Here is a 21732-nt window from a genome sequence, read left to right as displayed (position 1 = left end):
GATGGCCGGATCCGTGGGCGGTACCACCGGCCTGCTCGGCCGCCTGATCCCCGCCGACGCGCTGCGCCGGCGACTGCTGGCGATCCGCTTCGCCGAGGCGACCGGCAAGGGCGTCTTCCTCTCCGGCAGCATCGTCTACTTCACCCTGCACGTCGGGCTGACCGCGGCGGAGGTCGGTATCGGCCTGTCGCTGGCGGGCTTCGCCGGCCTGCTCTCCTCGGTGCTCTTCGGCATGATCGCCGACCGGATGCGCAAACGCACCCTGCTGTTCCTGCTGTTCGCGGCGGTCGCCGTCGGCTTCGGGCTGTACTCCGCGGTGGACGACGCGATCCAGTTCTACGTCCTGGTGACCCTGGTCGGCTTCCTGGACTACGGGATCGGACCGACCGAGAACGCGCTGCTCGCCACCGTGATCCCGGAGGGCGAACGGGTCCGGCTCAACGCCACCATGCGCACGGTGTTCAACGTCGGCTTCAGCGCGGGCATCGGCGTCGCCGCCGCGGCCGCGCTGAGCACCCGGTTGCTGGTGCTGATCCCCGCGGTGGCGGCGGTCCTGCTCGGCCTCGCGGCCCTCCTGGTGACCCGCCTGCCGGAGGGGCCGCCGGGCGACCCGGAACAGCGGCCCAGGCCCTTCGGCGCGGTGCGCGACCTGCGCTTCCTCGGCGTGGTCGGCCTGTCGACCGTCCTCGCCTCGCACATCAGCCTGCTGATGGTGGTGCTGCCGCTGTGGGCCCTGGAGCGCGCCGCCGTCCGGCCCTTCCTGGTGCCGCTGCTCCTGGTGGTCAACACCGTCTTCGTCATCCTGTTCCAGGTACGGGCGAGCAAGGGCGCCGAGACGGTCGCGGGCGCCGCGGCGACGGCCCGCCGGGCCGGACTGTGGATCGCGGCGGGCTGCGCGGCGGCCTCGGTCACCGCCCTGTGGCACTCGACGGCGCCGGCCACCGCGGCCATCGTCGTCACCGCCCTGCTGCTGTCCGTGGCCGAGGTCATGCAGTCCGCCTCGGCCTGGGGCCTCGCCTTCGGGCTGGCACCCAAGCACGCCGAGGGCGAGTACCTCGGCGCGTTCGACCTGCATGTGGCGACCCAGAACATCGCCGGGCCGGCACTCTTCTCCGGCCTGGTCATCTCGGCAGGCTTCTGGGGCTGGATCGCGATCGCCGGGCTGATGCTCGCCGCGGCCGCGCTGATCGGGCCCGCCGCGCGGCGCAGCGCCGACGCGATGGCGGGCACTGCCCGCCCGGAGGCCGTTTTGGACACCGGAGGGGCGGCATGACCGACAGCGGCAGGGCTTCGTTCACCCAGGAGCGCTTCTACTTCCTCAACGAGCTGCAACCGGGCAACCCCGCCTACGTGGTGGCGTTCGCGCTGCGCATGACCGGCGCGCTGGACCACGACCGGCTGGCCTCGGCGGTCCGCGCGGTCACCGCCCGGCACGCGGTGCTGCGCACCGGGTTCGCGGTGCGGGACGGCGAGTTGACGCAGCTGGTGCTCGACACGGCGGAGCCCGACATCGCCGCCGTCGCGCACCCGCCGGCCGACCGGCCGGACCAGGACCGCCACCTGCGCGAACTGGTCGCCGCCGAGGCAGCCGTGCCGTTCGCACTGGCCGACGGCCGGGTGCTGCGGGCCCGGATCGTGACCTGGGGCGCCGACCAGCACGCGCTGGTGGTCCTGGTCCACCACATCGCCTGCGACGGATGGGCGGTCGGGCTGCTGCTGGACGACATCGCGGCGCAGTACAACGGCCGGGCGACGGCCCCACCGAGCGCCTCCTACCTGGACTACGCCGAGGCCCAGCGCACTCTGTGGGAGAAGCACACCCGACGCCTGGAGCACTGGCGCGAACTGCTGGCCGGCGCCCCCAAACTCGCCCTGCACAGCGACCGGCCCCGGCCCGGCGTGCTCACCCACCGAGGTGCGGTGCTGCGCCGGCCGGTCGACCCGGAGCTGGTCCAACGGCTCACCGACTGGGCCAAGGAGCACGGGGTCACCCTGTTCGCGGTGGCGCTCGCCGCCTACGCCAGGGTGCTGTCCCGGCACGCCCGCCAGCCGGAGGTGGTGATCGGCGTCCCGGTCGCCAACCGGCTGGACGAGGCGGAGGAGCAGTTGGTCGGCTGCCTGGTCAACACGCTGCCGGTCCGGGTCGACCTGACCGGCGAGCCCGGCTTCGCCGAGCTGGTCACCAGGACGTGGCGGACGGCGCTGACCGCGCTCGGCGACCAGGACGTGCCGTTCGAGCGGATCGTCCAGGCGGTCGGCGAGGAGCGCCAGCTCAGCCACGCCCCGGTCTTCCAGACCATGCTGACGGTGCAGAACTTCACCTTCACCGTGCCGGACTTCACCGGGCTGACGGTGTCCGAGGTCGACGTCGAGATCGAGGCGGCCCGCTTCGACCTCGGACTGACCCTGGACGTCTCCACCCGCTCGCCGTTCCTGCGCGCCGACTTCAGCACCGAGCTGTTCGACGCGGCGACCGTCGAGGGGCTGATGGCGCACTTCCACGCCCTGCTGGAGTCCCTGGTCGACGACCCGGACGGCGAACCCGCGATGGTGGACGCGCGGGAGCACCGGCTGCTCACCGAGGGGTGGAACCCGCCGGTCGAGCCGGCGGCGGGCGAAGGGCCGTCCGTCCCCCGGCCGTCCGTGCTGCGGCTGTTCTGCGAGCACGCCGCCGCGGCACCGCAGGACGTGGCGCTGGTGCACCGGGGGCGGACGACCAGCTACCGGGAGCTGGACGAGTGGTCCGGCCGGATCGCCGCCGCGCTGCGCCGGTCCGGCGTGCGCACCGGAACCCGGGTCGGGCTGCTGCTCGGCCGCTCCCCGGCGATGCTCGCGGCGATCCTCGGGACGTGGAAGGCCGGCGGCGCCTACGTGCCGCTCGACCCCGCGCACCCGCGCCGGCGCCTGGACCACATCCTGGACAGCTCCGGACCGGCCGTCGTCCTGGTCGAGGAGGAGACCGCCGACCTCGCCAGGCAGCTCGCCGAGGGCCGGGACACGGTCCGGCTGGACGCCCACCGCGCCGACGCCCATCCCGGCGACGGCGCAACGGAGTCGGACGCCCACCACGCGGAGGGCGCGGAGGAGCACCCGGTCCGGTGGCCCGAACCGTCGGACGTCGCCTACGTGATGTACACCTCCGGATCCACCGGGGTGCCCAAGGGCGTGATGGTCCGCCACCGGGGCCTGGACGCCCTGTTCGGCCCTCGCCCGTGCGGCCTGGCCACCGACGGCGGCGACAGCTGGCTGGCCGCGCACAACTTCTCCTTCGACGTGTCGGTCCTGGAGATCCTGGGCGCCCTGACCACCGGCAGCCGACTCGTCGTCGCCGACCAGGAGGACGTGCTCGACCCCGAGCGGCTGGCCCGGCTGATCCACGAGCAGCGGGTCACGGTGGTCAACCTCACCCCGAGCCTGCTGTACCGGGTGCTGCCGCCGTTCTTCGACACCCTGGACGGCGACCGCTCCCCGGTCCGGTACGTGGTGCTGGTGGGCGAGGCGCTGAGCTGGTCCAGGCTGGCCGCGCTGGTCGACCCGGAGCGGCTGCCCGCGGTCTTCGTCAACATGTACGGGGTCACCGAGGCCACCATCGTGAACACCGTGATCGAGGTGCCCGCCGCGGAACTCGGCCGGGTGCGGGAGGGCAGCATCGGGGTGCCGCTGCCGGCGAACCGCTGCTACGTGCTGGACGAGGACCGGCGGCCCACCGGCGTCAACGTGCCCGGCGAGCTCTACCTCGCAGGCGAGTTGGTCGCCGCCGGCTACATCGGCGAGCCGGGCCTCACCGCCGCCAGGTTCGGCGAGGACCCGTACGCCCCCGGCGAGCTCTACCGGACCGGGGACATCGTCCGCTGGGCCCCCGACGGCCGGCTGGTGTACATCGGCCGCGAGGACACCCAGGTGAAGGTGCGCGGGCACCGGGTCGAACTCGCCGACGTCGAGGCCGCGTTCCTGCGCCGCCCGGGGGTGCGCCAGTGCGTGGCGGTGGTGGAGGCGGAGGAGCTGATCGCGTTCGTCTGCGCCGACCCCGGGGCGGGCGAGGAGCGCGAACTGCGCGCCCTGGTCCGCGAGGAGCTGCCCGGCTACATGGTGCCGTCCCGGATCCTGCCGGTGGAGCGCATCCCGCTGAACGCCAACGGGAAGGTCGACCGGCGGCGCCTGCTCGCCGAGCACGCCGCCGCCGGGGCAGCTGCCCCCGTCGCGCGCACCGCCCCGCCGACCGCCGACCAGGGGCAGGCGAACGGCGACACCCTCACCTCGTGCATCCGCGCGATCTGGGCCGACGTGCTGCGCCGGCCCGACCTCGAACCGACCGACAACTTCTTCGACGTGGGCGGCAGCAGCTTCGCGCTGATCACCGTGCGGGACCGGATGGCGCGGACCGGGCTGGAGCTCTCGGTCACCGACCTGTTCCGGCACGGCACGGTCGCCGCCTGCGCCGCGCACTTCCGGCAGGCACACACCGACGCGCCCGCCGACGACCGGAGCGCGCTGCGCAAGCGCGGCCGTGACGAACTCGCCCGAAGGCGCCGACTCAACAGGGGGCACGAGCATGTCTGACGAACAGGGACAGGGAACGGGACAGGCACAGGAACACGGACAGGAACACGGACAGGGGCAGGACCGGATCGCGATCGTCGGCATGGGGATCAGACTCCCCGGCGCCGGACGCGACCTCGACCGCTACTGGCACGACATCAAGAACGGCGTCGAGTCGATCTCCTTCTTCTCGCGCGAGCAACTCCTCGGCTGGGGCGTCCCGGAGGAGGTCGCCGACAACCCGAACTTCATCCCCGCCCGCGCCGTCCTGGACGACTACGACCACTTCGACCACCGGCTGTTCGGATACTCGCCGCAGGACGCCGTCCTGATGGACCCGCAGCAGCGGATCCTGCTCGAATGCGCCTGGGGCGCGCTGGAGCACGCGGGCTACCCGCCGATCGGCGCGGACGGCAACCGCACCGCCGTGTACGTCGGCACCGGGATGAACGTCTACCTGCTCGACATCCTGTGGCCGAACGTCCGCGCGGTGAAGTCGGCCGGCGGACTGGGCGTGCTCACCTCCAGCGACAAGGACTACGCCGCCACCAGGATCGCCTACAAGCTCAACCTCCAGGGCGCGGCCTTCTCCGTGCAGACCGCCTGCTCCACCTCACTGGTCGCCATCCACCTGGCGGTGCAGAGCCTGCTCACCTACGAGGCCGACATGGTCCTCGCCGGCGCCGCCTCCTCCGGCCCGCCCACCCGGCGCGGCCACTTCTACGCCCCCGGCGGCACATTCTCCCGCGACGGCCACTGCCGCACCTTCGACGTCGCCGCGGACGGCACTGCGGACGCCGACGGCGGCGGCGTACTGGTGCTCAAGCGCCTGGAGGACGCGATCCGGGACAACGACACCGTCCACGCGGTGATCGCCGGGACCGCCGCCGTCAACGACGGCGCCCGCAAGGCCGGCTTCACCGCCCCCGGCGTCGAGGGCCAGGCCGCCACCATCCGCACCGCGCTCGCGGCCGGCGGCATCGACCCCGACACCATCGGGCTGATCGAGACCCACGGCACCGCCACCCCGCTCGGCGACCCGATCGAACTCGCCGCGCTGCGCTCGGTGTTCGGCACCGACCGGGGCGACCGCCCGAAGGCCGCCCTGGGCGCCCTCAAGTCCATCATGGGCCACCTGGACACCGCCGCCGGCGTCGCCGCCGTGATCAAGACCGTGCTCGCCCTGAAGCACCGCACCATCCCGCCGGTCGGGCTGTTCACCGCGCCGAACCCGGCCCTCGAACTGGAGAAGTCGGTCTTCTGGGTGCCCGACACCGCCACCGAGTGGCCGGCCATCGACGGCGTGCGCCGGGCGGGCGTCAGCTCCTTCGGCATCGGCGGCACCAACACCCACATCGTCCTGGAGGAGGCCCCGCCGGCCGCCCCCAGGAGGCCCCGCCGCCCGGCGAGCGAACTGCTGCTGGTCTCGGCCAGGACGGAGGAGGCGGCCACCGAGAGCCTGGCCCGGGTCGACGCCTTCCTCGCCGATCTGCCGCCGGCCGAACTCGGCGACGTCGCCCACACCCTGCGCACCGGGCGGACCGAACTCCCCTGGCGCGGCTTCACCGTCCGGATGCCCGAGGAGGACCTCAAGCCGCTGCTGCCGGTGCGCCGCACCGACCCGCAGGCCGCCGAGCGCGGAGTCGCCTACCACCTCACCGGCGGCGGCCAACTGCCCGGCTGCGGGCACTGCTACCACATCGACCCCGACTTCCGCCGGATCATCGACCTCGGCTACGCCGCGCTGCGCCCGCTGGGCGAGGACGCCGACCCGGCGGCCAAGGAGCGGGTGGGCCGGTTCGCCGTCGCGATGGCCTGGACCGACGCGCTGGGCCGCCGCGGCATCCGCCCGGTCGCCCTGACCGGCAACGGACCCGGCGCGGTCGCCGCCGCCTGCACGGCCGGTGTGTTCGACTTCGCGACCGGCATCGAGCTGGCCCTCGGCCGGCGGCCGTCCGACTGGCGACCGGCCGCCCCCACCGCCCGGCTCTACTCCCCGGCCGACGGCGCGCCGGTCACTGCGGCACAGGCCGCCGACGCCGACTACTGGGCGGGCCGCTTCGACGAGCCCGGCGACGGCGTGTTCGCGCCGCCGACCGTCGACCCCGAGCCGGCCACCTGGCTGGAGGTCGGCACCCAGGTCTTCCCCCACCTCGGCGTCGAACTGCCCGAGATGAGCAGCGCCTACGACCGGATGCTGGCCGCCGTCGGCCTGCTCTGGCAGCTCGGGATCGGCGGCCCCTGGAACGAGGAGGGCGACCGGGGCCGCCGCCGCGTCCCCGCCCCCGGCTACCCGTTCGCCCCCACCCGGCACTACCTGGAGATCCCCGCCACCGCGAAGGAGAGGCACCTGTGATGAACCCTCGGACCGAGCAGGACTGGGTCGCCGAGTTCGAGCAGCTCTGGATGGAGGTCCTCGGCGTCGACGAGGTCCACGAGCACGACGACTTCTTCGACCTCGGCGGCCACTCGCTGAGCGCGCTGCGGCTCAGCACCCTGATCCGCCAGGAGCTCAACCGTCCCGTCGACCTCGCCGACGTGCTGCACAACCCCCGCTACGGCGACCTGCTGGCCGTGGCCGGCCGGGACGAGCCGGAAGCGGCGGCCGGGGCAGCGGTTGCCGGGGCGGCGGGGGCCGAGGGCGGTCGGGCATGACCGTCGCCCCCGGGCGCGCCGCCGACTGGCTGCCGCTGGTCGTCGAGGTACTCGGGCTGCCGGCCGACGAGGCCGGCGCCCGGTACCGGGCCGAGTCGTTCACGGCCCTGGGCGGATCCTCGCTCCAGGCGATCGCGCTCGGCGCCCACGGCCAACGCAGGCTGTCCCGCGACGTCGAGGTCGCCGGACTGCTCGGCCAGGACCCGCTGGCCGACGTCCTGGCCGGCGCGCGTCCCTTCGTGCCGAGCGTCCCACCGCCCGTCGACCCGGCCGCCGCCCCGCAGCCGCGCCCGCTCCTGCCCGGGCAGCGGGCCATGCTCGCCGCCCACCTGGCCGGCCAGGACCAGCCCTACCGGCTGCTCTTCACCCTGCGGCCGCCGGAGCCGCTCGACCTCGGGCGCACCCGGGCCGCGCTGCGCGCCCTCACGGCCCGCCACGAATCGCTGCGCACGATGTTCACGGGCTCTACGGGCGATCACTTGTCGTCCGGGGAGAAGCGGACCGTGCGACGGGTGGTGCTGCCCGCCTCCCACGAGCCGAGGCTGCTGCACCAGACCCTGCCCGCCGGGACCGACGCGGTGCGCGCCGTGCACGAGCTGTACGCCGCCCGTGCCGGGGAGCTGCTGCGCCCGTTCGAGCGGCCGCCGGTGGTGTTCGTCCGCACCGTCGCCGGTGCCGAGACCCTGCTCTCGGTACTGGTGCACCACGCGCTGGCCGACGGCTGGAGCATCGGTGTGCTGTGGCGCGACTTCGCCCGACTGTACGAGGACGGGCCGGGCGCGCTGCCCGGGCCCGGCCCGTCGCCGGACTGGACCGGCACCCGGCTGGCCGCCCGGGAGGCCTCCGGCGACCTGGCGGCGGCCCTGGCCGGGGTGAGGCGGCGGTTGGACGGCGCCCCGTCGGTGGCGACCCTGCCCGGCGGACCCGACCCGGCCGGCGGCGCTGCCGGGGCCGGTGCAGCCGGTGCGGCCGGTACCGACGGCTCCGGTGCCCGGCTGGTGTTCGAGCTGCCGGAACAGGTGGCCGAGGGCGTGGACCGGCTGGCCCGGCACTGCCGGACCACCGTCACCTCGGTGCTGCTCGCGGCGTGGTCGCTCGCCGCGGCCCGCCGGATCGGCACCACCGACCTGGTCCTCGGCGTGGCGGCCGCGGGCCGCTTCGAGGCCGGTATGGAGGACGTCGTCGGGCTCTGCACCCGGATCGTCCCGGTGCGCTGCCGGATCGACGGCGCCCGACCGGTCACCGAGTATGTCCGGGCCACCGCCGGAGCACTCGCCGCCGCGCTCGCCGACGCCGACCTGCCGTTCGACCGCGTGGTGAGCGGCCTGGACGGCACCGTGGACGGGACCCGTAACCCGGTGGCGCAGCTGGGCTTCGCCGCCCACCACGAGCTGGTCCCCGACTCCTTCGGGACGGCCGTCGGCACCTGGCGGGTGTACGAGGGCCACTGCGCGGGTTCGGCCTTCGACGGCCTGCTGTACGTGCAGTCCTGGGCGCCGCGGCCCAGGCTGGCGATCGAGTACGCGACCTCGGCGCAGAGCGCAGCGGACATCGGCGAGCTGGCCGAGTCGCTGCACGCCGTGCTGGCCGAGCTCGCGGTCGACCCTCAGGGGTCCGTGGACCGGATCGCCGGGCTCTCCGCCGGCCAGCTGGCCCGGCTGCGGGAACTCGGCCTGGGAGCGGACGCCACGACCGGCGACGACCTGTGGAGCCGGTTCGAGCGGCAGGTGCGGGAGCGTCCCGACGCGACCGCGCTGCTCGACCCCGAGGCGGGCCACGCGCTGACCTACCGGCAGTTGCACGCGCACGCCCTCGACCAGGCCGAGCTGCTGAACGGCTGCGGGGTCCGCGCCGGTGACCGGGTGGTCCTGGAGCTGCCGAGGTCGGCGGCGGAGGCCGTGGCCGTCCTCGGCACGCTGCGCCTGGGCGCCGCCTGGGTGGCGGTGGACCCGGCCGCCCCGGCGGCCGGACGCGCCCGGATCGCCGACGCGGTCACGGCCGCCGCCCGGATCGGCGGGAAGGCCGACGATCCGGCCTTCGCCGACGTCCCCCGCTGCCCGCAGGCCGGTCCCGGCCGGGCACTCCCGCCGGAGCGGCCCGCCGGGGCGGGGAGCGGGCCCGCGCCGCACCGGCCGGAACCCGCACGGGCGGCCTACGTCTCCTTCACCTCGGGAACCACCGGTGTCCCCAAGGGCGTGGTGGTTCCGCACCGCGCGGTGCTGCGCCTGGTGGACGACGCGGACCTGTTCGCCGCCGTGGACCGTCCGGCCGCCGTGGACCTGGCCGCCGGCCGGCCGGGGCCGTCGATGCTGCGGCTGTCCCCGCTGGCCTTCGACGCCTCCACCCTGGAGCTGCTGGTGCCGCTGGCGAGCGGGACGACCGTGGTGGTCCACCCGCCCGCGGAGCCCACGCCCGACAGCCTGGCCCGGTTCCTCCCCGCCGCGGGTGTGACCCACGCCTGGCTGACGGCGGGCCTGTTCCACCTGGTGGCCGACCACCGGCCGGAGGCCCTGCGCGGGCTGCGCCAGGTGTTCACCGGCGGCGGGGTGGTCTCGCCGGCACACGTCCGGCGGGTCCTCGAACAGTCGCCCGGACTGCGGGTCACCAACGGCTACGGGCCCACCGAGAACACCACGTTCACCACGGTGTGCCACGTCGACGGCGTGCCCGAGGTGCCCGACCCGTTCCCGATCGGCCGCCCGGTGCACGGCACCGGCGTGCGGATCACCGGCCCGGACGGGCGGTTGGTGCCGCCCGGGGCGGTGGGCGAACTGCGGGCCACCGGCGCGGGACTGGCCGACGGCTACCTGGGCGACCCGGAACGTACGGCGCAGTCGTTCGGCGAGTCTGTTGGTGAGCGGGACGGCGGGCGCGAGTACCGCACCGGCGACCTGGCCCGCTGGGGTGCGGACGGGCGGCTGCTCTTCCTGGGCCGCGTCGACCGGCAGCTGAAGGTCGCCGGGTACCGGATCGAACCGGTCGCCGTCGAGCGGCGGATCAAGGAGCAGGACGGGGTGCTGGACGCCGTCGTCCTGCTGGCCGACGAGCGGCTCTGCGCGGCGGTCAAGGCCGACGCCGGCGTCCTGGACCGGGTACGGGCGGCCGTCGAGCCACTGCTCGCCCCCTACGAGCGCCCGCAGCGCTGGCAGGCGGTGGAGCGGTTCCCGCTGGACCGCAACGGCAAGGTCGACCTGCGGGCCCTGGGTGCCCTGTTCAGTCCGGCAACCGGGGCGAACAGGGGTGGCGGTCAGCCCGTTGCCGTCGCCGACCCGGCCCCCGCAGCCGGGGCCGACCCGGTGGACCGGGCCGCGCACGACGCCGAGGAACTGATCCGTGACGTGTGGACCGAGGTGCTCGGGACCGACGACTTCGGCTTCGACGAGGCCTTCTTCGACGTCGGCGGCGACTCGCTCACCCTCGCCATGGTCCGGACCCGACTGGAACGGCGATTGGTCACCCGGCCAATTGGCCTGGCGGAGCTGTACCGATACCCCACCGTCCAGTCCCTTGCCCAACATCTGCGCACGACATGACGACATGACGGGGGTGAAGACATGAGCGACGAGCTCAATGACGGAGCGAGTGACGCGCCGAGTCAGGAGATCGCGATCGTCGGAATGGCCGGCCGGTTCCCCGGCGCCGCCGACCTGGACGAGTACTGGAACGGCCTGCTCGCCGGACGGGTGGCGGTCGCCCGGCTGTCCCGCGAGGAGCTGCTCGCGGCCGGAGTGCCGGTCGCGGAACTGGACGACCCGGCCTACGTACCGGCCCGAGGCATGCTCGCCGGGACGGAGCTGTTCGACGCCGGGTTCTTCGGCATCCCGCCGCGCGAGGCCGACCTGATGGATCCGCAGCACCGACTGCTGCTGGAGACCGCCTGGGAAGCGCTTGAGAGCGGCGGACTGATCACCGACCGGCCACCGGGCCGGGTCGGCGTGTTCGCCGGCTCCGGATTCAACTACTACCTGCAGCAGCAGGTCCTGGCCGACCCGGAACTCCTGGCCGAACAGGGCCTGCTGTCCGTGGTGCTCGCCAACGAGAAGGACCACCTCGCGGCCCGGATCGCCTACCGGCTGGGCCTCAACGGGCCCGCGATCGGCGTCCAGACCGCCTGCTCCACCTCGCTGGTCGCCGTGCACCTGGCCTGCCAGAGCCTGCGCACCGGCGACTCCGACCTCGCCCTGGCCGGCGGCGTCGACCTGGAGTTCCCGCAACGAGCCGGCTACCGCTACGAGCCCAAGGGCATCATGTCGCCCGACGGCGCCTGCCGCCCGTTCGACGCCGCCGCCAACGGCACCGTGCCGGGCAGCGGGGTCGGCATGGTCGTCCTCAAACGGGCCGAGGACGCCCGCCGCGACGGCGACCGGGTCCTCGCGCTGATCTCGGGCTCCGCCGTCAACAACGACGGCGCGGCGAAGGTCGGCTACACCGCCCCGGGCGTCGCCGGACAGGTCGACGTGCTCGCCCGCGCCTATGCGGCGGCCCGCGTCGACCCGTCGACGATCGGCTACCTGGAGGCGCACGGCACGGCCACCGAGGTCGGCGACGCCATTGAACTGTCCGCGCTGCGCGAGGTGTTCGGCGACGGCCGGGGCGCCTGCTCGCTCGGCTCGGTGAAGGCGAACATCGGACACCTGTCGGCCGCCGCCGGCGTGGCCGGTCTGATCAAGGCCGCCCTCGCCCTGCACCACCGCCGGATCCCGCCGCTCGCCGGCCTCGACCGGCCCAGGGCCGAACTGACCGACCCCGGATCGCCGTTCACCGTCGACACGGTCGCCCGGGAGTGGACCGTCCCGGACGGCCGGCCGCGCCGGGCCGCCGTCAGCTCCTTCGGCCTCGGCGGCACCAACGTCCACGTGGTGCTCACCGAGGCGCCCGCCGACCCGGCGCCGCCCACCCCGACCGCCCCGGACGTCGTCCTGGTCTCCGCCCCCACCGAACCGGCCCTGCGCAGCGCCGCCGAACGCCTCGCCCGCCACCTCGCCGACCACCCCGGACTCCCGCTGCCCGACGTCGCCCTCACCACGCAGCAGCACCGCCGGCACTTCGCCCACCGGATCGCCGTCGCCGCGCCGGACACGGCCGAGGCCGCCCGCGCCCTGGTCGGCGCGCCCGTGCGCACCGCGCTGCGCCGGCCCGAGGTGGTCTTCCTGCTCCCCGGCCAGGGCGCCGAGGCCCCCGGCATGGCCGAGTGGGCCTACCGCCGCTACCCGTCCTTCGCCGCCGACATCGACCGGGGCAGCGAACTCGCCCGGCACCTCCTCGGCGTGGACCTGCGCGACCTGCTGGTCGACCGGGACCCGCAGGGCCTGATCCACCGCACCGACCTCACCCAGCCCGCCCTGGTCCTGCACGAGTACGCGCTGGGACGGCTGCTCGGCACCTTCGGGGTCCGGCCCGCCGCCCTGCTCGGGCACTCGGTGGGGGAGTACGCGGCGGCGGGCCTGGCCGGCGAACTGGGACTGGCCGACACGCTGCGCCTGGTCGCCGAGCGGGGCGCGCTGATGCGGCGGGCCCCCGAGGGCGGCATGCTCGTGGTCCTCGCGGCGCCGGCCGTGGTGCGCGCGGAACTCGCCGGACCGGACGAGCTCGACATCGCCGCCGTGAACGCGCCGGAGGTGGTCGTGGTGTCCGGCCCGGTCGACGCGCTGACCCGGCTGCGCGCCCGGCTCGACACCGCCGGCATCCAGCACCGGGTGCTGCCCACCGAACGGGCCTTCCACTCCCGGATGATGGCCGGGGCCGCCGCCGCGCTGGACGCGGTGGCCGCCGCGGTCGAGGCCAAGCCGGGCGAGGTCGACGTGATCAGTACCGTCAGCGGCCGGGTGCTGCCCGCCGGCGGGCTCCGGCCGCCCGGCTACTGGGCGGAGCAGCTGCGCAGCCCCGTCCGCTACCAGGACGCGGTGGTCACGGCGGCGGCCCGGGGCCGGACGGTCCTCGTCGAGGTCGGCCCGGGCAGCGGTCTGATCGGCAGCGCCCGGCAGATCCCCGAGGCCCGGCAGGCGCCCGTGGTGGCGTTGCAGCCGCGCCGCGGCGACCTGCTGCGCGGGCTCGGCGCACTGTGGGCCTCGGGCGTCGAGCTGGACTGGGCGGCGGTGCGAGCGGGGGCCCCGGCGGTCCGGGCGCCACTGCCCGCCCGCCCCTTCGCCGCCGAACGCCACTGGCTGGACACGCCCGCCGCCCGGGACGCTCCGGTGCCGGTGGCCGACCGGGTGCCGGTGGCCGCTCCGGTGCCGGTGGCCGATCCGGCTGCGGACGACGAGGACCGGACCGTGCAGCAGATCGCGGAGATCTGGCGCTCGCTGCTCGGGGTGCCCACCGTCGGGGCCGACTCCGACTTCTTCACCCTCGGCGGGGAGTCGCTGCTCTTCATCCGCATGATCGCCCAGGTGCAGCGCAGGTTCGGCGTCCCGGTCCGGATCGCCGAGCTGGCCGACGCGCCGACCCCGAGGGCGATCGCCGCCCACGTGATCGGCGGGTGACCCGGTCCCGGTGTGCGGTCCGCCGCACACCGGGACGGCCTCCGTCTCCGCCGCCCGTATGGCTAACTCATCGACATATCTCAATCATTGATCTATGGTTCCCGTATGGCAGACCGTCAACTGCAGGAGCCGGCACGGCTCGTACTCACCGCACTGGCCGACGAGCCCCGGCACGGCTACGCGATCCTCCAGGAAGTCCTGGCGATCACCGAAGGCCGCACCAGGATGCTCACCGGCACCCTCTACACCGCACTGGACCGCCTGCTCCAGCAGGGCCTGATCCGGATCGCCCACGAGGAGGTCGTGGCCGGCCGACTGCGCCGCAGCTTCACGCTCACCGAGCAGGGCCGGCGCACCCTGACCGAGGAGACCCAACGGCTGCGCGCCGGAGTGGCGGAGGCCGAACGCCGGCTCGCCCTCGGCGCCCCCCGGCCCACGCTGCGCAGGCCGCGCACGTCGCAGGCGAACTGGGGTACGGCATGACCGACGAGCGAACCCTGCTTCCCACCCTGCTGCGACGTCTTCCCCTCGGCAGCCTCTACCCGGCCTCCTACCGGGCCGCGCACGGCGAGGAGATCGACGCGGTCCTCGCCGAAGCCGTCCAGCACGTCGGCCCCCGCACCGCCCTGCGCGAGTGGGCCGCCCTCGCCGCACACGCCGTACGGCTGCGCACCCGGCTCGGGTCGAGCGACCCCGCCGGCAGGATCCTCGCCGGCGCCGCGCCGTCCCTGCTGGCCGGCGGCGCCGCGCTGAGCCTGCTCCACCTGGTGTTCGGCGCCCTCCCGTCCGGTCCCGACCCGCACTGGGCGCTGGGCGCAGCGCAGAGCGCTCCCTGGCTTCTCGCCCTGCTGTGTCTCACCCTCGGCCGCTGGGCCCCGGCCCGGGCCCTGCTCCTGGCGGCCGTCGCGGTGGCCGCGTTCACCCCGCATCCCGAGCCCGGACTCCGGGCCGTCACAGCCGTCCTGGTGCTGATCGCACCGCCCGACGCCGTCGACCTCTCCCGAGGCGGCCGCTCCTGGGCGATCGGCTCCGCCGCCGTCGTCGCGCTCCCGCTGAGCGGTCTCACACTCCTGTGGCTCGGCACCCGGCCCGAGGACCACCCCCACCTCGTCTTCCCGCCCCTCCAACAGGCCCTGCTCGACCTCTCCCCGGCCTGGCCCGCCCTCGTGCTCGGCATCGCCCACCTCCTGCGCCTCGCCAAGCCGCACACCGATCCCCTGCACGCCGGAGCCATCGCCCTGGCCGTCCTGCCCTGGACCCTCACGCTCGCCCCACCCCTCCACCGAGGCACCCCGGCCGACGCCCTCGACCTGCTCCGCAACGTCGGCGTGGTCCTCACGGTCCTGGCCACCGCCGCCGCCCTCGGCCTCGTACGCCGCCGCACCCGGCGCCCCCGTCCTGCTCGGCCGGACGGACCACCGGCATCCCGCTAGTGCTCCTCCCGAAGGCGCTGGTCGCAGCCCTTCCTCAAGGGCTGCGACCAGCGCCTTCGGGCCGCGGCCCGTGGTCGGCCGGAGCGTCAGCGCATGCCGCCGGAGGCGAGGATGACATCCCCGGTGATCCAGCGCGCGTCGTCGGAGGCCAGGAACGCCACCAGCGGGCCGTAGTCGTCCGGGGTGCCCGTACGGCCCAGCGGGGTGCCGGCGATCGCCAGCGCCTGTGTGGTGAGGATCGTGCCCAGGAGGTTCGTGCTCATCTGACGCTGGAACTCCTCCTCGGTGATGCCCGACAGCGGCGCGAAGGTGGCCACCCCCGCGTTGTTCACCAGCACCTCGACCGGTCCGAACTCCTCGCGCGCACGGTCGAACAGGCGGCGCACGTCCTCGCCGCGCGCCACGTCCGCCCGGACCGCGACCGCCCGGCCACCCTCGGCGGTGATTCCCGCGACGACCCGCTCGGCCCCCTCCGCGTCCTCCCGGTAGTTCACCACGACGGCCGCGCCCGCCTCGGCCAGTGCCTTGGCGATCCCCGCCCCGAGGCCCTTCGACGCGCCCGTGACGATCGCCGTACGGGCCTTGCTGCTCCTGCTCACAGTGACTCCTAGAAGGTCGGTACCTGCGAAGTCACCGTAGGAAAGCTGATTACTACTGGGAAGTACGTACTTTTTTGTAAGCTCGTACCGTGATCGAAACCCAGCAGGTCGCGACGGCCGCCCGGCTCCTGGCCCACGACACCTTCGACCAGAAGTGCGCACTCAGACCGATCGTGACTCCTCCCCCACCTAAAGGTGGGGGCTTCTCGCTAACCCTGGCGGGCGTCGCGACGGACCAGCCCGGCCCGTAGGACGTTGGTGGCTCCCACCGTGTCAGCGTGTGCCTGGTGGCCGCAGCCAACGCAGTGGAAAGTCTCCTGGTCGGGCCGGTTCTCCGCCGCAACGTGCCCGCATTCGGGGCAGGTGCGGGAGGTGTTGCGGGGGTCCACAGCGATCACTTCCCGACCGGCGCTTTCAGCCTTGCTGGTGAGAATCGTGAGGAACACCCCCCAACCGGCATCGGCGATCGACTTGTTCAGCCCGGCCTTGGCCGCCGCGCCGTTGGGCAGGAAGCCACCCGGCTGATCGGGATCGGGCTTCTGGGCCGGGGCCTTGACCATGTTGCGGATCCTGAGGTCTTCGTGCGCGATGAAGTCATGCTGACGCACGAGGTCAAGAGCGGTCTTGTGCGCATGGTCGAGTCTTCGACGGCGGACCTTGCGGTGAAGGTCCGCGACCTTGCGGACAGCCTTGCGGCGGCGGTTGCTGCGTCGCTTGCACCGGCTGAGGGACTGCTGTGCGGCTTCGAGCTTCGCGGCGGCGCGCCGGCCGTGGCGGGGGTTGGGGACGAACTCGCCGTTGGAGTCGGCGAGGAAGTTGGCTATGCCCATGTCGATGCCGATCACGCTGCCCGTCGGGGACAGCGGCTCGGGCTCGGCCTGCTCGGCGGTCAGGACGACGTACCAGCGCTTGCCCTCGCGCTTGACGCTGACGGTCCTGACCTTGCCGACCACCGGCCGGTGCTGGTTGACCTTGACGTGCCCGACGCCCTGGAACCGGACGCGGGTGGTCGGGTCGTGCGGGGTGGAGTCCCAGCGGCAGCCGTCCCCGTCCTTGGGGAAGTCCACCGTGTCGAACCAGTTCACCCCACGGAAGCGCGGGTAGCCGGGCGTGTCACCGGACCTGACCCGCCGGAAGAACGCCGCGAACGCCTTGTCCAGGCGGCGCAGGGTGGCCTGCTGGCTCGAGAACGACCAGCGGCCCTGACGTTGCGGGTCGAACGCCCGGATCTCCTTGAGCTGCGCGGACTGCTGCCCGTACTTGATGCTCGTCCTGGAGACGTGCCGGTAGGCGTCACGGCGTTCCTGCAACGCGCCGTTGTAGAGCGAGCAGTGGTCCTTGAGCATGTCACCCAAGGCTCGCTGCTGGCCCACGGTGGGCCGCATGAGGAACTTGTACGCACGAATCATCCGACCCACCCCCTCTGGGTGCTGACGATCGATCGTACTACCGATGGCATATGTCACCGCGTTGGGAGCCAAACCCCGATACCCGCACCGGGCGTCACGTCACCTACAACCTGCACGCACACTTGGTGTTCGTCACGAAGTACCGCAAGGGTGTGTTCGACGACGCCATGCTCAAGAGGTGCGAGGAGATCATGCGCGAGGTCTGCGAGAAGTTCGAGACCGAGTTGCGCGAGTTCAACGGCGAGACCGATCACGTGCACCTGCTGGTGCACTACCCGCCGAAGGTAGCCCTGTCCAAGTTGATCAACAGCTTGAAGGGCGTCAGCTCCCGATACCTGCGCGCCGAGTACACCGGCCGCATCAACCGCATCGGCCCCGGGTCCGTTTTCTGGTCCCGGTCCTACTTCGCCGGGTCTTGCGGCGGCGCACCTCCCAGCATCGTCCGCCAGTACATCGAAGAACAGCAGCGGCCGATCTGACCGTCACTCCGGAGCTGCAGCGGACTTCGCCGCTTCGCGGCTCCGGGCCAAGGATGCATTCCCTCCCCGGCTAAAGCCGGGGATACCCTGCAAGATCAGGGATGGAGTGCGGTGGCGAGGGAGTCCAAGTCTGTTTTCACACCCGGACGTTGGAATCCCTCCTCCTGTGCGCGCATCGTCTAGAATCGGCCGCTTGTGCGGTGGCGCGCCCGAGGGTCCGTTCCTTCGTCCTCCGTCGGTGGAGAGGCTGCGCAGCCGATACATTGGGGAGGCAGGTTGTGAACGTGACACGCAGGGTTGTCGGACGTGATCATCTGGCAGGGGTCGCGCGGGCGGCGTTGGGAGCCCGGCATCGCCTCGTCGGTGTGTCACGGCTCCGAGGCGGCAGCAAGAAGGGCGTGTACCGCCTCACTTTCGAGGATGATTCCACCGCGATCGTCTACATCTGGGACGACGCCGAGAACTACTGGCCGACGGCGAACGCCGCCGACGCCGAGGACCATGCGGACCCGTTTTCGCACGCCTCCGGGATCGAGCTGTTCCAGGCCGCCCACCGGCACCTGAGCGCCCTGGGGATCCTCACTCCCCGGATCCATCTGGCCGACCGGAGCAGGAGCTACTACCCGGCGGACATCGCGGTGGTCGAAGACGTCCCCGGCGAGAACCTGGAAACGCTGCTCGAGCAGAACCCGCGCAGCGTGGAGACCACCCTGGCGCGGCTTGCCGAGGCACTCGACCTGATGCAGCGGCACACCGCACCGGGCTTCGGCAAAGTCGCCCTGATCGACAACGGCGGGGTCTCCCACGGCCGCTCGTGCGAGCAGGTTGTCCTCGACCGCGCGCTCGAAGACCTGGCCGAAGCCTCCTCGCGCGACATGCGGATCGCAGGTGTCCGCGACCACGCTGAGGACGTGTTGCGCGGCCTGGCCGGCGCTGTGCGCCCGCGCTCGGAGTACGGGCTCATCCATGGGGAGCTCGGACCGGACCACGTGCTGGTGGACCGGCACGGGCAGCCGGTTCTCATCGACATCGAGGGCCTGATGTTCTTCGACGTGGAGTGGGAACACGTGTTCCTGCGAATCCGCTTCGGCGAGCACTACCAGTGGCTGAACAGGGGCGGACTCGACGAGCAGCGACTGGCCTTCTACACGCTGGCGATGCGCCTGTCGCTCGTCGCCGGACCGCTGCGACTGCTCGACGGCGACTTCCCCGACCGCGACTTCATGATGGGGATAGTCGAGTACAACCTCCTGCAGGTGCTTGCCTTTCTGCCCGAAGGCAATCGCTGAACCCCCTGGAATCGATCATCCAGGGAGGAGCCGGTGACTCTGGCCGGCGCAACCCCGGGGGACCTGGAGAAGGCCAGGCTGCTTCCCTTCGCGACGAGCGCCAACGGCGACGTGGCCTTCTGGCTCTGTGAGGCCGTCGACCCGGACAGCTGGGACGTCGTCGTCCTTAGGTGCCGTTCCGGCTACGGCGAGGAGCGCTGGCTCCGCTTCGGGACGGGCTTCGCCGAGTTCCTCCTCGCCGCCCTGTCCGGCACGCCCGGGCCGCCGACCGTGCTCCTTCGGCCCCGCTCCGGTCACCTCGGCAGGTCGGCGGAGAGGAAGGGGGCCAGGAGCGCGAGCAGTGCGTCGGGGCGGTCGAGGGGGATGATGTGGCCGCAGTCCTGGAGCTGGTGTCCGACCAGGTCGTCGGCGACGGGGCGGAGTTGGCGTTCGAGCCCGTTGCCGACGGGGTGGGCGCCGACGGCCATGGTGGGCACGGTCAGCCGGGCCGTCGCGACGGCGTCCTCGATCTGCCGCGCGCTGGTGGGCAGGGCCCGGTAGTGGGAGAACGCGCAGCGCAGGGCTTCGCTCCCGGTGTACGCGTGGACGAAGGCCGCGCGGACGTCCTCGGGCACGCCTCGCCCGAGCGTCCCCGAGTCGAGGAACCAGTCGATGTACGGCGCCTCGTTGCCGGCCAGGACGGTTTCGGCGAGGCCGGGTACGGCGTGGAAGCCGAACCACCACGGGGCGCCGCCCGCGACGACGTGCTCGGCTCCGGGCAGGCGGCCGAGCAGCGCCTCCATCACGACCAGGCGCCGCACGAGGCCGGGCCGTCGCAGCGCGAGCAGGACGGCGGGCGCGGTGCCCGCGTCGATGCCGACCACCGCTGCCGAGGGCTCGCCGAGCGCGTCGAGCAGCCCCTCGGCGTCGGCGGCCAGGGTGCCCGCGTCGTAACCGTCGACGGCACGCGCACTGGCACCGAGGCCCCGCAGGTCCGGGACGATGACCCGGTACCGCCCGGCCAGTGGGCCGATGATGCTGCTCCAGACCTGCCAGGTGTGCGGGAAGCCGTGCAGCAGCAGAACCGCGGGTCCGTCCCCGGCGACGGCGACGTTGAGCCGGACGCCGTTCGTCGTGATGCGGCGCAGTCGGGGTGTGGTGCTGACGGGCACGGCGGGCATGGTCGCTCCTGCACTGCTGGTTACCATTGGTGACCACAGAACGATAGGTAACTGTCCGGCCGCTTCCTAGACGGCACTTTCAGGGAAGGTGGTGAGCCGCAGGTGACCACCTCAGGATCCCGGGCCGCCGATCGTGGGGCACGCGGCGACCTGTTCGACCCCCAGTGCCCGACACGGCAGTTGCTCGACCGCATCGGCACGAAATGGACGTCCATGGCCGTCAGGACGCTCGCCGACGCCGCACCGGACGAGGTGCGCTTCGCGGAGCTGAAACGCCGGATGCCGGGCGTCTCCCAGAAGATGCTGTCCGTGACGCTGCGCAGCCTGACCCGCGACGGCCTGGTGTCGCGCCGGGTCGAACCGACCGTGCCGCCACGGGTCTTCTACCGACTCACCGGCCTCGGACTGTCCCTGGAAACCGCGCTCGCCGGCCTGCGCACCTGGGCGGAGGAGCACATGGCCGAGATCGACCAGGCCAACGAAGCCGCCGACCGGCAGGCCGACGAGGGGTAGGCAGGGCAGGCGGATCAGAACGGCTCGAAGCTAGGCTCGACCGGACCGATCTCACCGAGCTCCCGCAGTTCGTCCAGGTCTTCCGGCTCGAGGAACTCCAGCGCGTCCGGGGTGATCCCGTGATGCGGGTCCACGACGCGCAGGCTCTCGACGAAGGCGAGGACGAAGTCGGAGAACGGCCCGTCGAAGACCTCCGGGTCGCCCCCGTTGATGTTCGTGACGACCTTCCAACGGTCCGGGTCCGGGTCGCAGGGCCAGAAGAAGTGCTCGTCGCCGCTGTAGTCGTACCCCCAGGAGATCAGGCCTCCCGGTGCGGGGTGGAACCGGAAGGGGTACTCGGCCGGGTCGCGCCGCCACGACCCGCCGAACGACTCGTGGATCCCGCGCATCCGGTCCAGCAGTGGACTGGACCCGCGGGGGTGGAACACTACGAGCTCTCCGGAGATCAGACCGGTGCCGTAGGCGTCGAGGAACGCCTTGAAATCCCCCGGTAGTGCCGAGCCGACATAGGCCTCGACCTCGGCCCAGTCGTCGGCCACCGCTTCTCGGAGCGGCGGCGGACCGAACAGTCGCACCAGGTCGTCCAGGGCCGCCATACGCCCCATACGCCCCCCTTGCTCGATCTTGGTCGGTCGGCGGCAAGGCTAGCCAGGCGCGGCCGCGGGGAGCAAGGGGAGCGGGTGGCGCGGTCCCCGCGTTGTCCTGGCTGCCGGACGAGCCGGCGAGTTGAGGGCCTGGCGCGCAGGGCTGCCTCGGGGCAGGATGATCGCTATGACGATATGAAGAGCACCCGTAGGCCGGAAGTCCTGGCGCAAGCGAGGGAGTGGCTGGTCGGTCTTCGACGGCGACCGCTGGATCTGCGTCGTCTGCCACGAGCCGGTCCGGTCCTACGAGTACCGCCTCTGTCCGCCCGAGTCCTCCGGCTTCGAGCGTTGCGTCGGTCTGGCCTGGTGCTCGGGTTGCCGGATCTACTCGGGCGCCATGGTCCACGTTCCTGGCAGGCGGGCCCTGGTCGACGCCCTGGCCTCGCTGCCCGCCGACGACCGCGACCTGCTGCGCCGGAAGGAGGCGGCGCTGGTCGACCATCTCGACAGCCGGGGCGTCGGTCGGCGGTGAGTCGCGCAGTGGGCTGAGCCGTCACCAGGCGCGGGAGCGACCCCTCCAGTCGGACGGG

Annotated in this window: 16 protein-coding genes; 12 read left to right on the top strand and 4 right to left on the bottom strand. The window is 73.2% G+C overall.

Annotated features, from left to right (window positions below):
- The first annotated feature begins 1 nt into the window (after nt 1).
- From OG715_RS01770 to OG715_RS01735, 8 genes are all read left to right on the top strand, one after another.
- On the top strand, nt 2-1273 hold the full coding sequence (locus OG715_RS01770; protein ID WP_327063704.1) for an MFS transporter: 1272 nt from the start codon (nt 2-4) through the stop codon (nt 1271-1273).
- On the top strand, nt 1270-4560 hold the full coding sequence (locus tag OG715_RS01765; protein WP_327063703.1) for a non-ribosomal peptide synthetase: 3291 nt from the start codon (nt 1270-1272) through the stop codon (nt 4558-4560). The genes OG715_RS01770 and OG715_RS01765 overlap by 4 nt, the downstream gene beginning before the upstream one ends.
- The gene (locus tag OG715_RS01760; protein ID WP_327063702.1) at nt 4553-6895 is read left to right on the top strand and encodes a type I polyketide synthase; all 2343 of its coding nucleotides are present in this window, start codon (nt 4553-4555) and stop codon (nt 6893-6895) included. The genes OG715_RS01765 and OG715_RS01760 overlap by 8 nt, the downstream gene beginning before the upstream one ends.
- On the top strand, nt 6895-7194 hold the full coding sequence (locus OG715_RS01755; RefSeq protein ID WP_327063701.1) for a phosphopantetheine-binding protein: 300 nt from the start codon (nt 6895-6897) through the stop codon (nt 7192-7194). Before OG715_RS01760 ends, OG715_RS01755 begins: the two co-directional genes overlap by 1 nt.
- Nucleotides 7191-10727 carry an amino acid adenylation domain-containing protein gene (locus OG715_RS01750; protein WP_327063700.1) on the top strand — a complete coding sequence of 1179 codons (3537 nt, stop codon included), beginning with the start codon at nt 7191-7193 and terminating at the stop codon, nt 10725-10727. Before OG715_RS01755 ends, OG715_RS01750 begins: the two co-directional genes overlap by 4 nt.
- Nucleotides 10728-10748: 21 nt before the next feature.
- Nucleotides 10749-13676, top strand: coding sequence for a type I polyketide synthase (locus OG715_RS01745; RefSeq protein WP_327063699.1), 2928 nt, complete (start codon nt 10749-10751; stop codon nt 13674-13676).
- Between the two features lie 105 nt (nt 13677-13781).
- Nucleotides 13782-14159 (top strand): PadR family transcriptional regulator, encoded by a 378-nt coding sequence (locus OG715_RS01740; protein ID WP_327063698.1) that lies wholly within the window; start codon nt 13782-13784, stop codon nt 14157-14159.
- On the top strand, nt 14156-15109 hold the full coding sequence (locus OG715_RS01735; protein WP_327063697.1) for a hypothetical protein: 954 nt from the start codon (nt 14156-14158) through the stop codon (nt 15107-15109). Before OG715_RS01740 ends, OG715_RS01735 begins: the two co-directional genes overlap by 4 nt.
- A gap of 86 nt (nt 15110-15195) precedes the next feature.
- Here OG715_RS01735 and OG715_RS01730 read toward each other — a convergent pair whose 3' ends face one another.
- Nucleotides 15196-15708 carry an SDR family oxidoreductase gene (locus OG715_RS01730; protein WP_327063696.1) on the bottom strand — a complete coding sequence of 171 codons (513 nt, stop codon included), beginning with the start codon at nt 15706-15708 and terminating at the stop codon, nt 15196-15198.
- Between the two features lie 209 nt (nt 15709-15917).
- On the bottom strand, nt 15918-17117 hold the full coding sequence (locus OG715_RS01725; RefSeq protein WP_327064209.1) for an RNA-guided endonuclease InsQ/TnpB family protein: 1200 nt from the start codon (nt 17115-17117) through the stop codon (nt 15918-15920).
- A gap of 50 nt (nt 17118-17167) precedes the next feature.
- Here OG715_RS01725 and tnpA point away from each other — a divergent pair, with 50 nt between their 5' ends.
- Entirely contained in the window at nt 17168-17596 is a 429-nt protein-coding gene (gene tnpA / locus OG715_RS01720; RefSeq protein ID WP_327063695.1) for an IS200/IS605 family transposase, read from the top strand.
- A 278-nt stretch (nt 17597-17874) separates the two neighbouring features.
- On the top strand, nt 17875-18885 hold the full coding sequence (locus OG715_RS01715) for a phosphotransferase family protein (RefSeq protein WP_327063694.1): 1011 nt from the start codon (nt 17875-17877) through the stop codon (nt 18883-18885).
- Between the two features lie 293 nt (nt 18886-19178).
- Here the strand turns inward: OG715_RS01715 and OG715_RS01710 are convergent, their stop codons facing one another.
- On the bottom strand, nt 19179-20045 hold the full coding sequence (locus OG715_RS01710; RefSeq protein WP_327063693.1) for an alpha/beta hydrolase: 867 nt from the start codon (nt 20043-20045) through the stop codon (nt 19179-19181).
- Between the two features lie 102 nt (nt 20046-20147).
- On the opposite strand from OG715_RS01710, the gene OG715_RS01705 reads away from it, so the two are divergent.
- Entirely contained in the window at nt 20148-20558 is a 411-nt protein-coding gene (locus OG715_RS01705) for a winged helix-turn-helix transcriptional regulator (RefSeq protein ID WP_327063692.1), read from the top strand.
- A 14-nt stretch (nt 20559-20572) separates the two neighbouring features.
- Here OG715_RS01705 and OG715_RS01700 read toward each other — a convergent pair whose 3' ends face one another.
- Nucleotides 20573-21163: a hypothetical protein gene (locus tag OG715_RS01700; protein ID WP_327063691.1), complete on the bottom strand. Its 591-nt coding sequence runs from the start codon at nt 21161-21163 to the stop codon at nt 20573-20575.
- 376 nt (nt 21164-21539) lie between these two features.
- Between OG715_RS01700 and OG715_RS01695 the strand changes: the two genes are divergently transcribed.
- A complete protein-coding gene (locus tag OG715_RS01695; protein ID WP_327063690.1) occupies nt 21540-21674 on the top strand; it encodes a hypothetical protein in 135 nt (44 codons plus the stop codon).
- Nucleotides 21675-21732: the final 58 nt, after the last annotated feature.

It is taken from the genome of Kitasatospora purpeofusca (assembly GCF_036010405.1).
Taxonomy (GTDB): Bacteria; Actinomycetota; Actinomycetes; order Streptomycetales; family Streptomycetaceae; genus Kitasatospora; species Kitasatospora purpeofusca.
The sequence above is the reverse complement of the archived record's forward strand: the minus strand, read 5'-3'. Positions and strand labels throughout refer to the sequence as shown.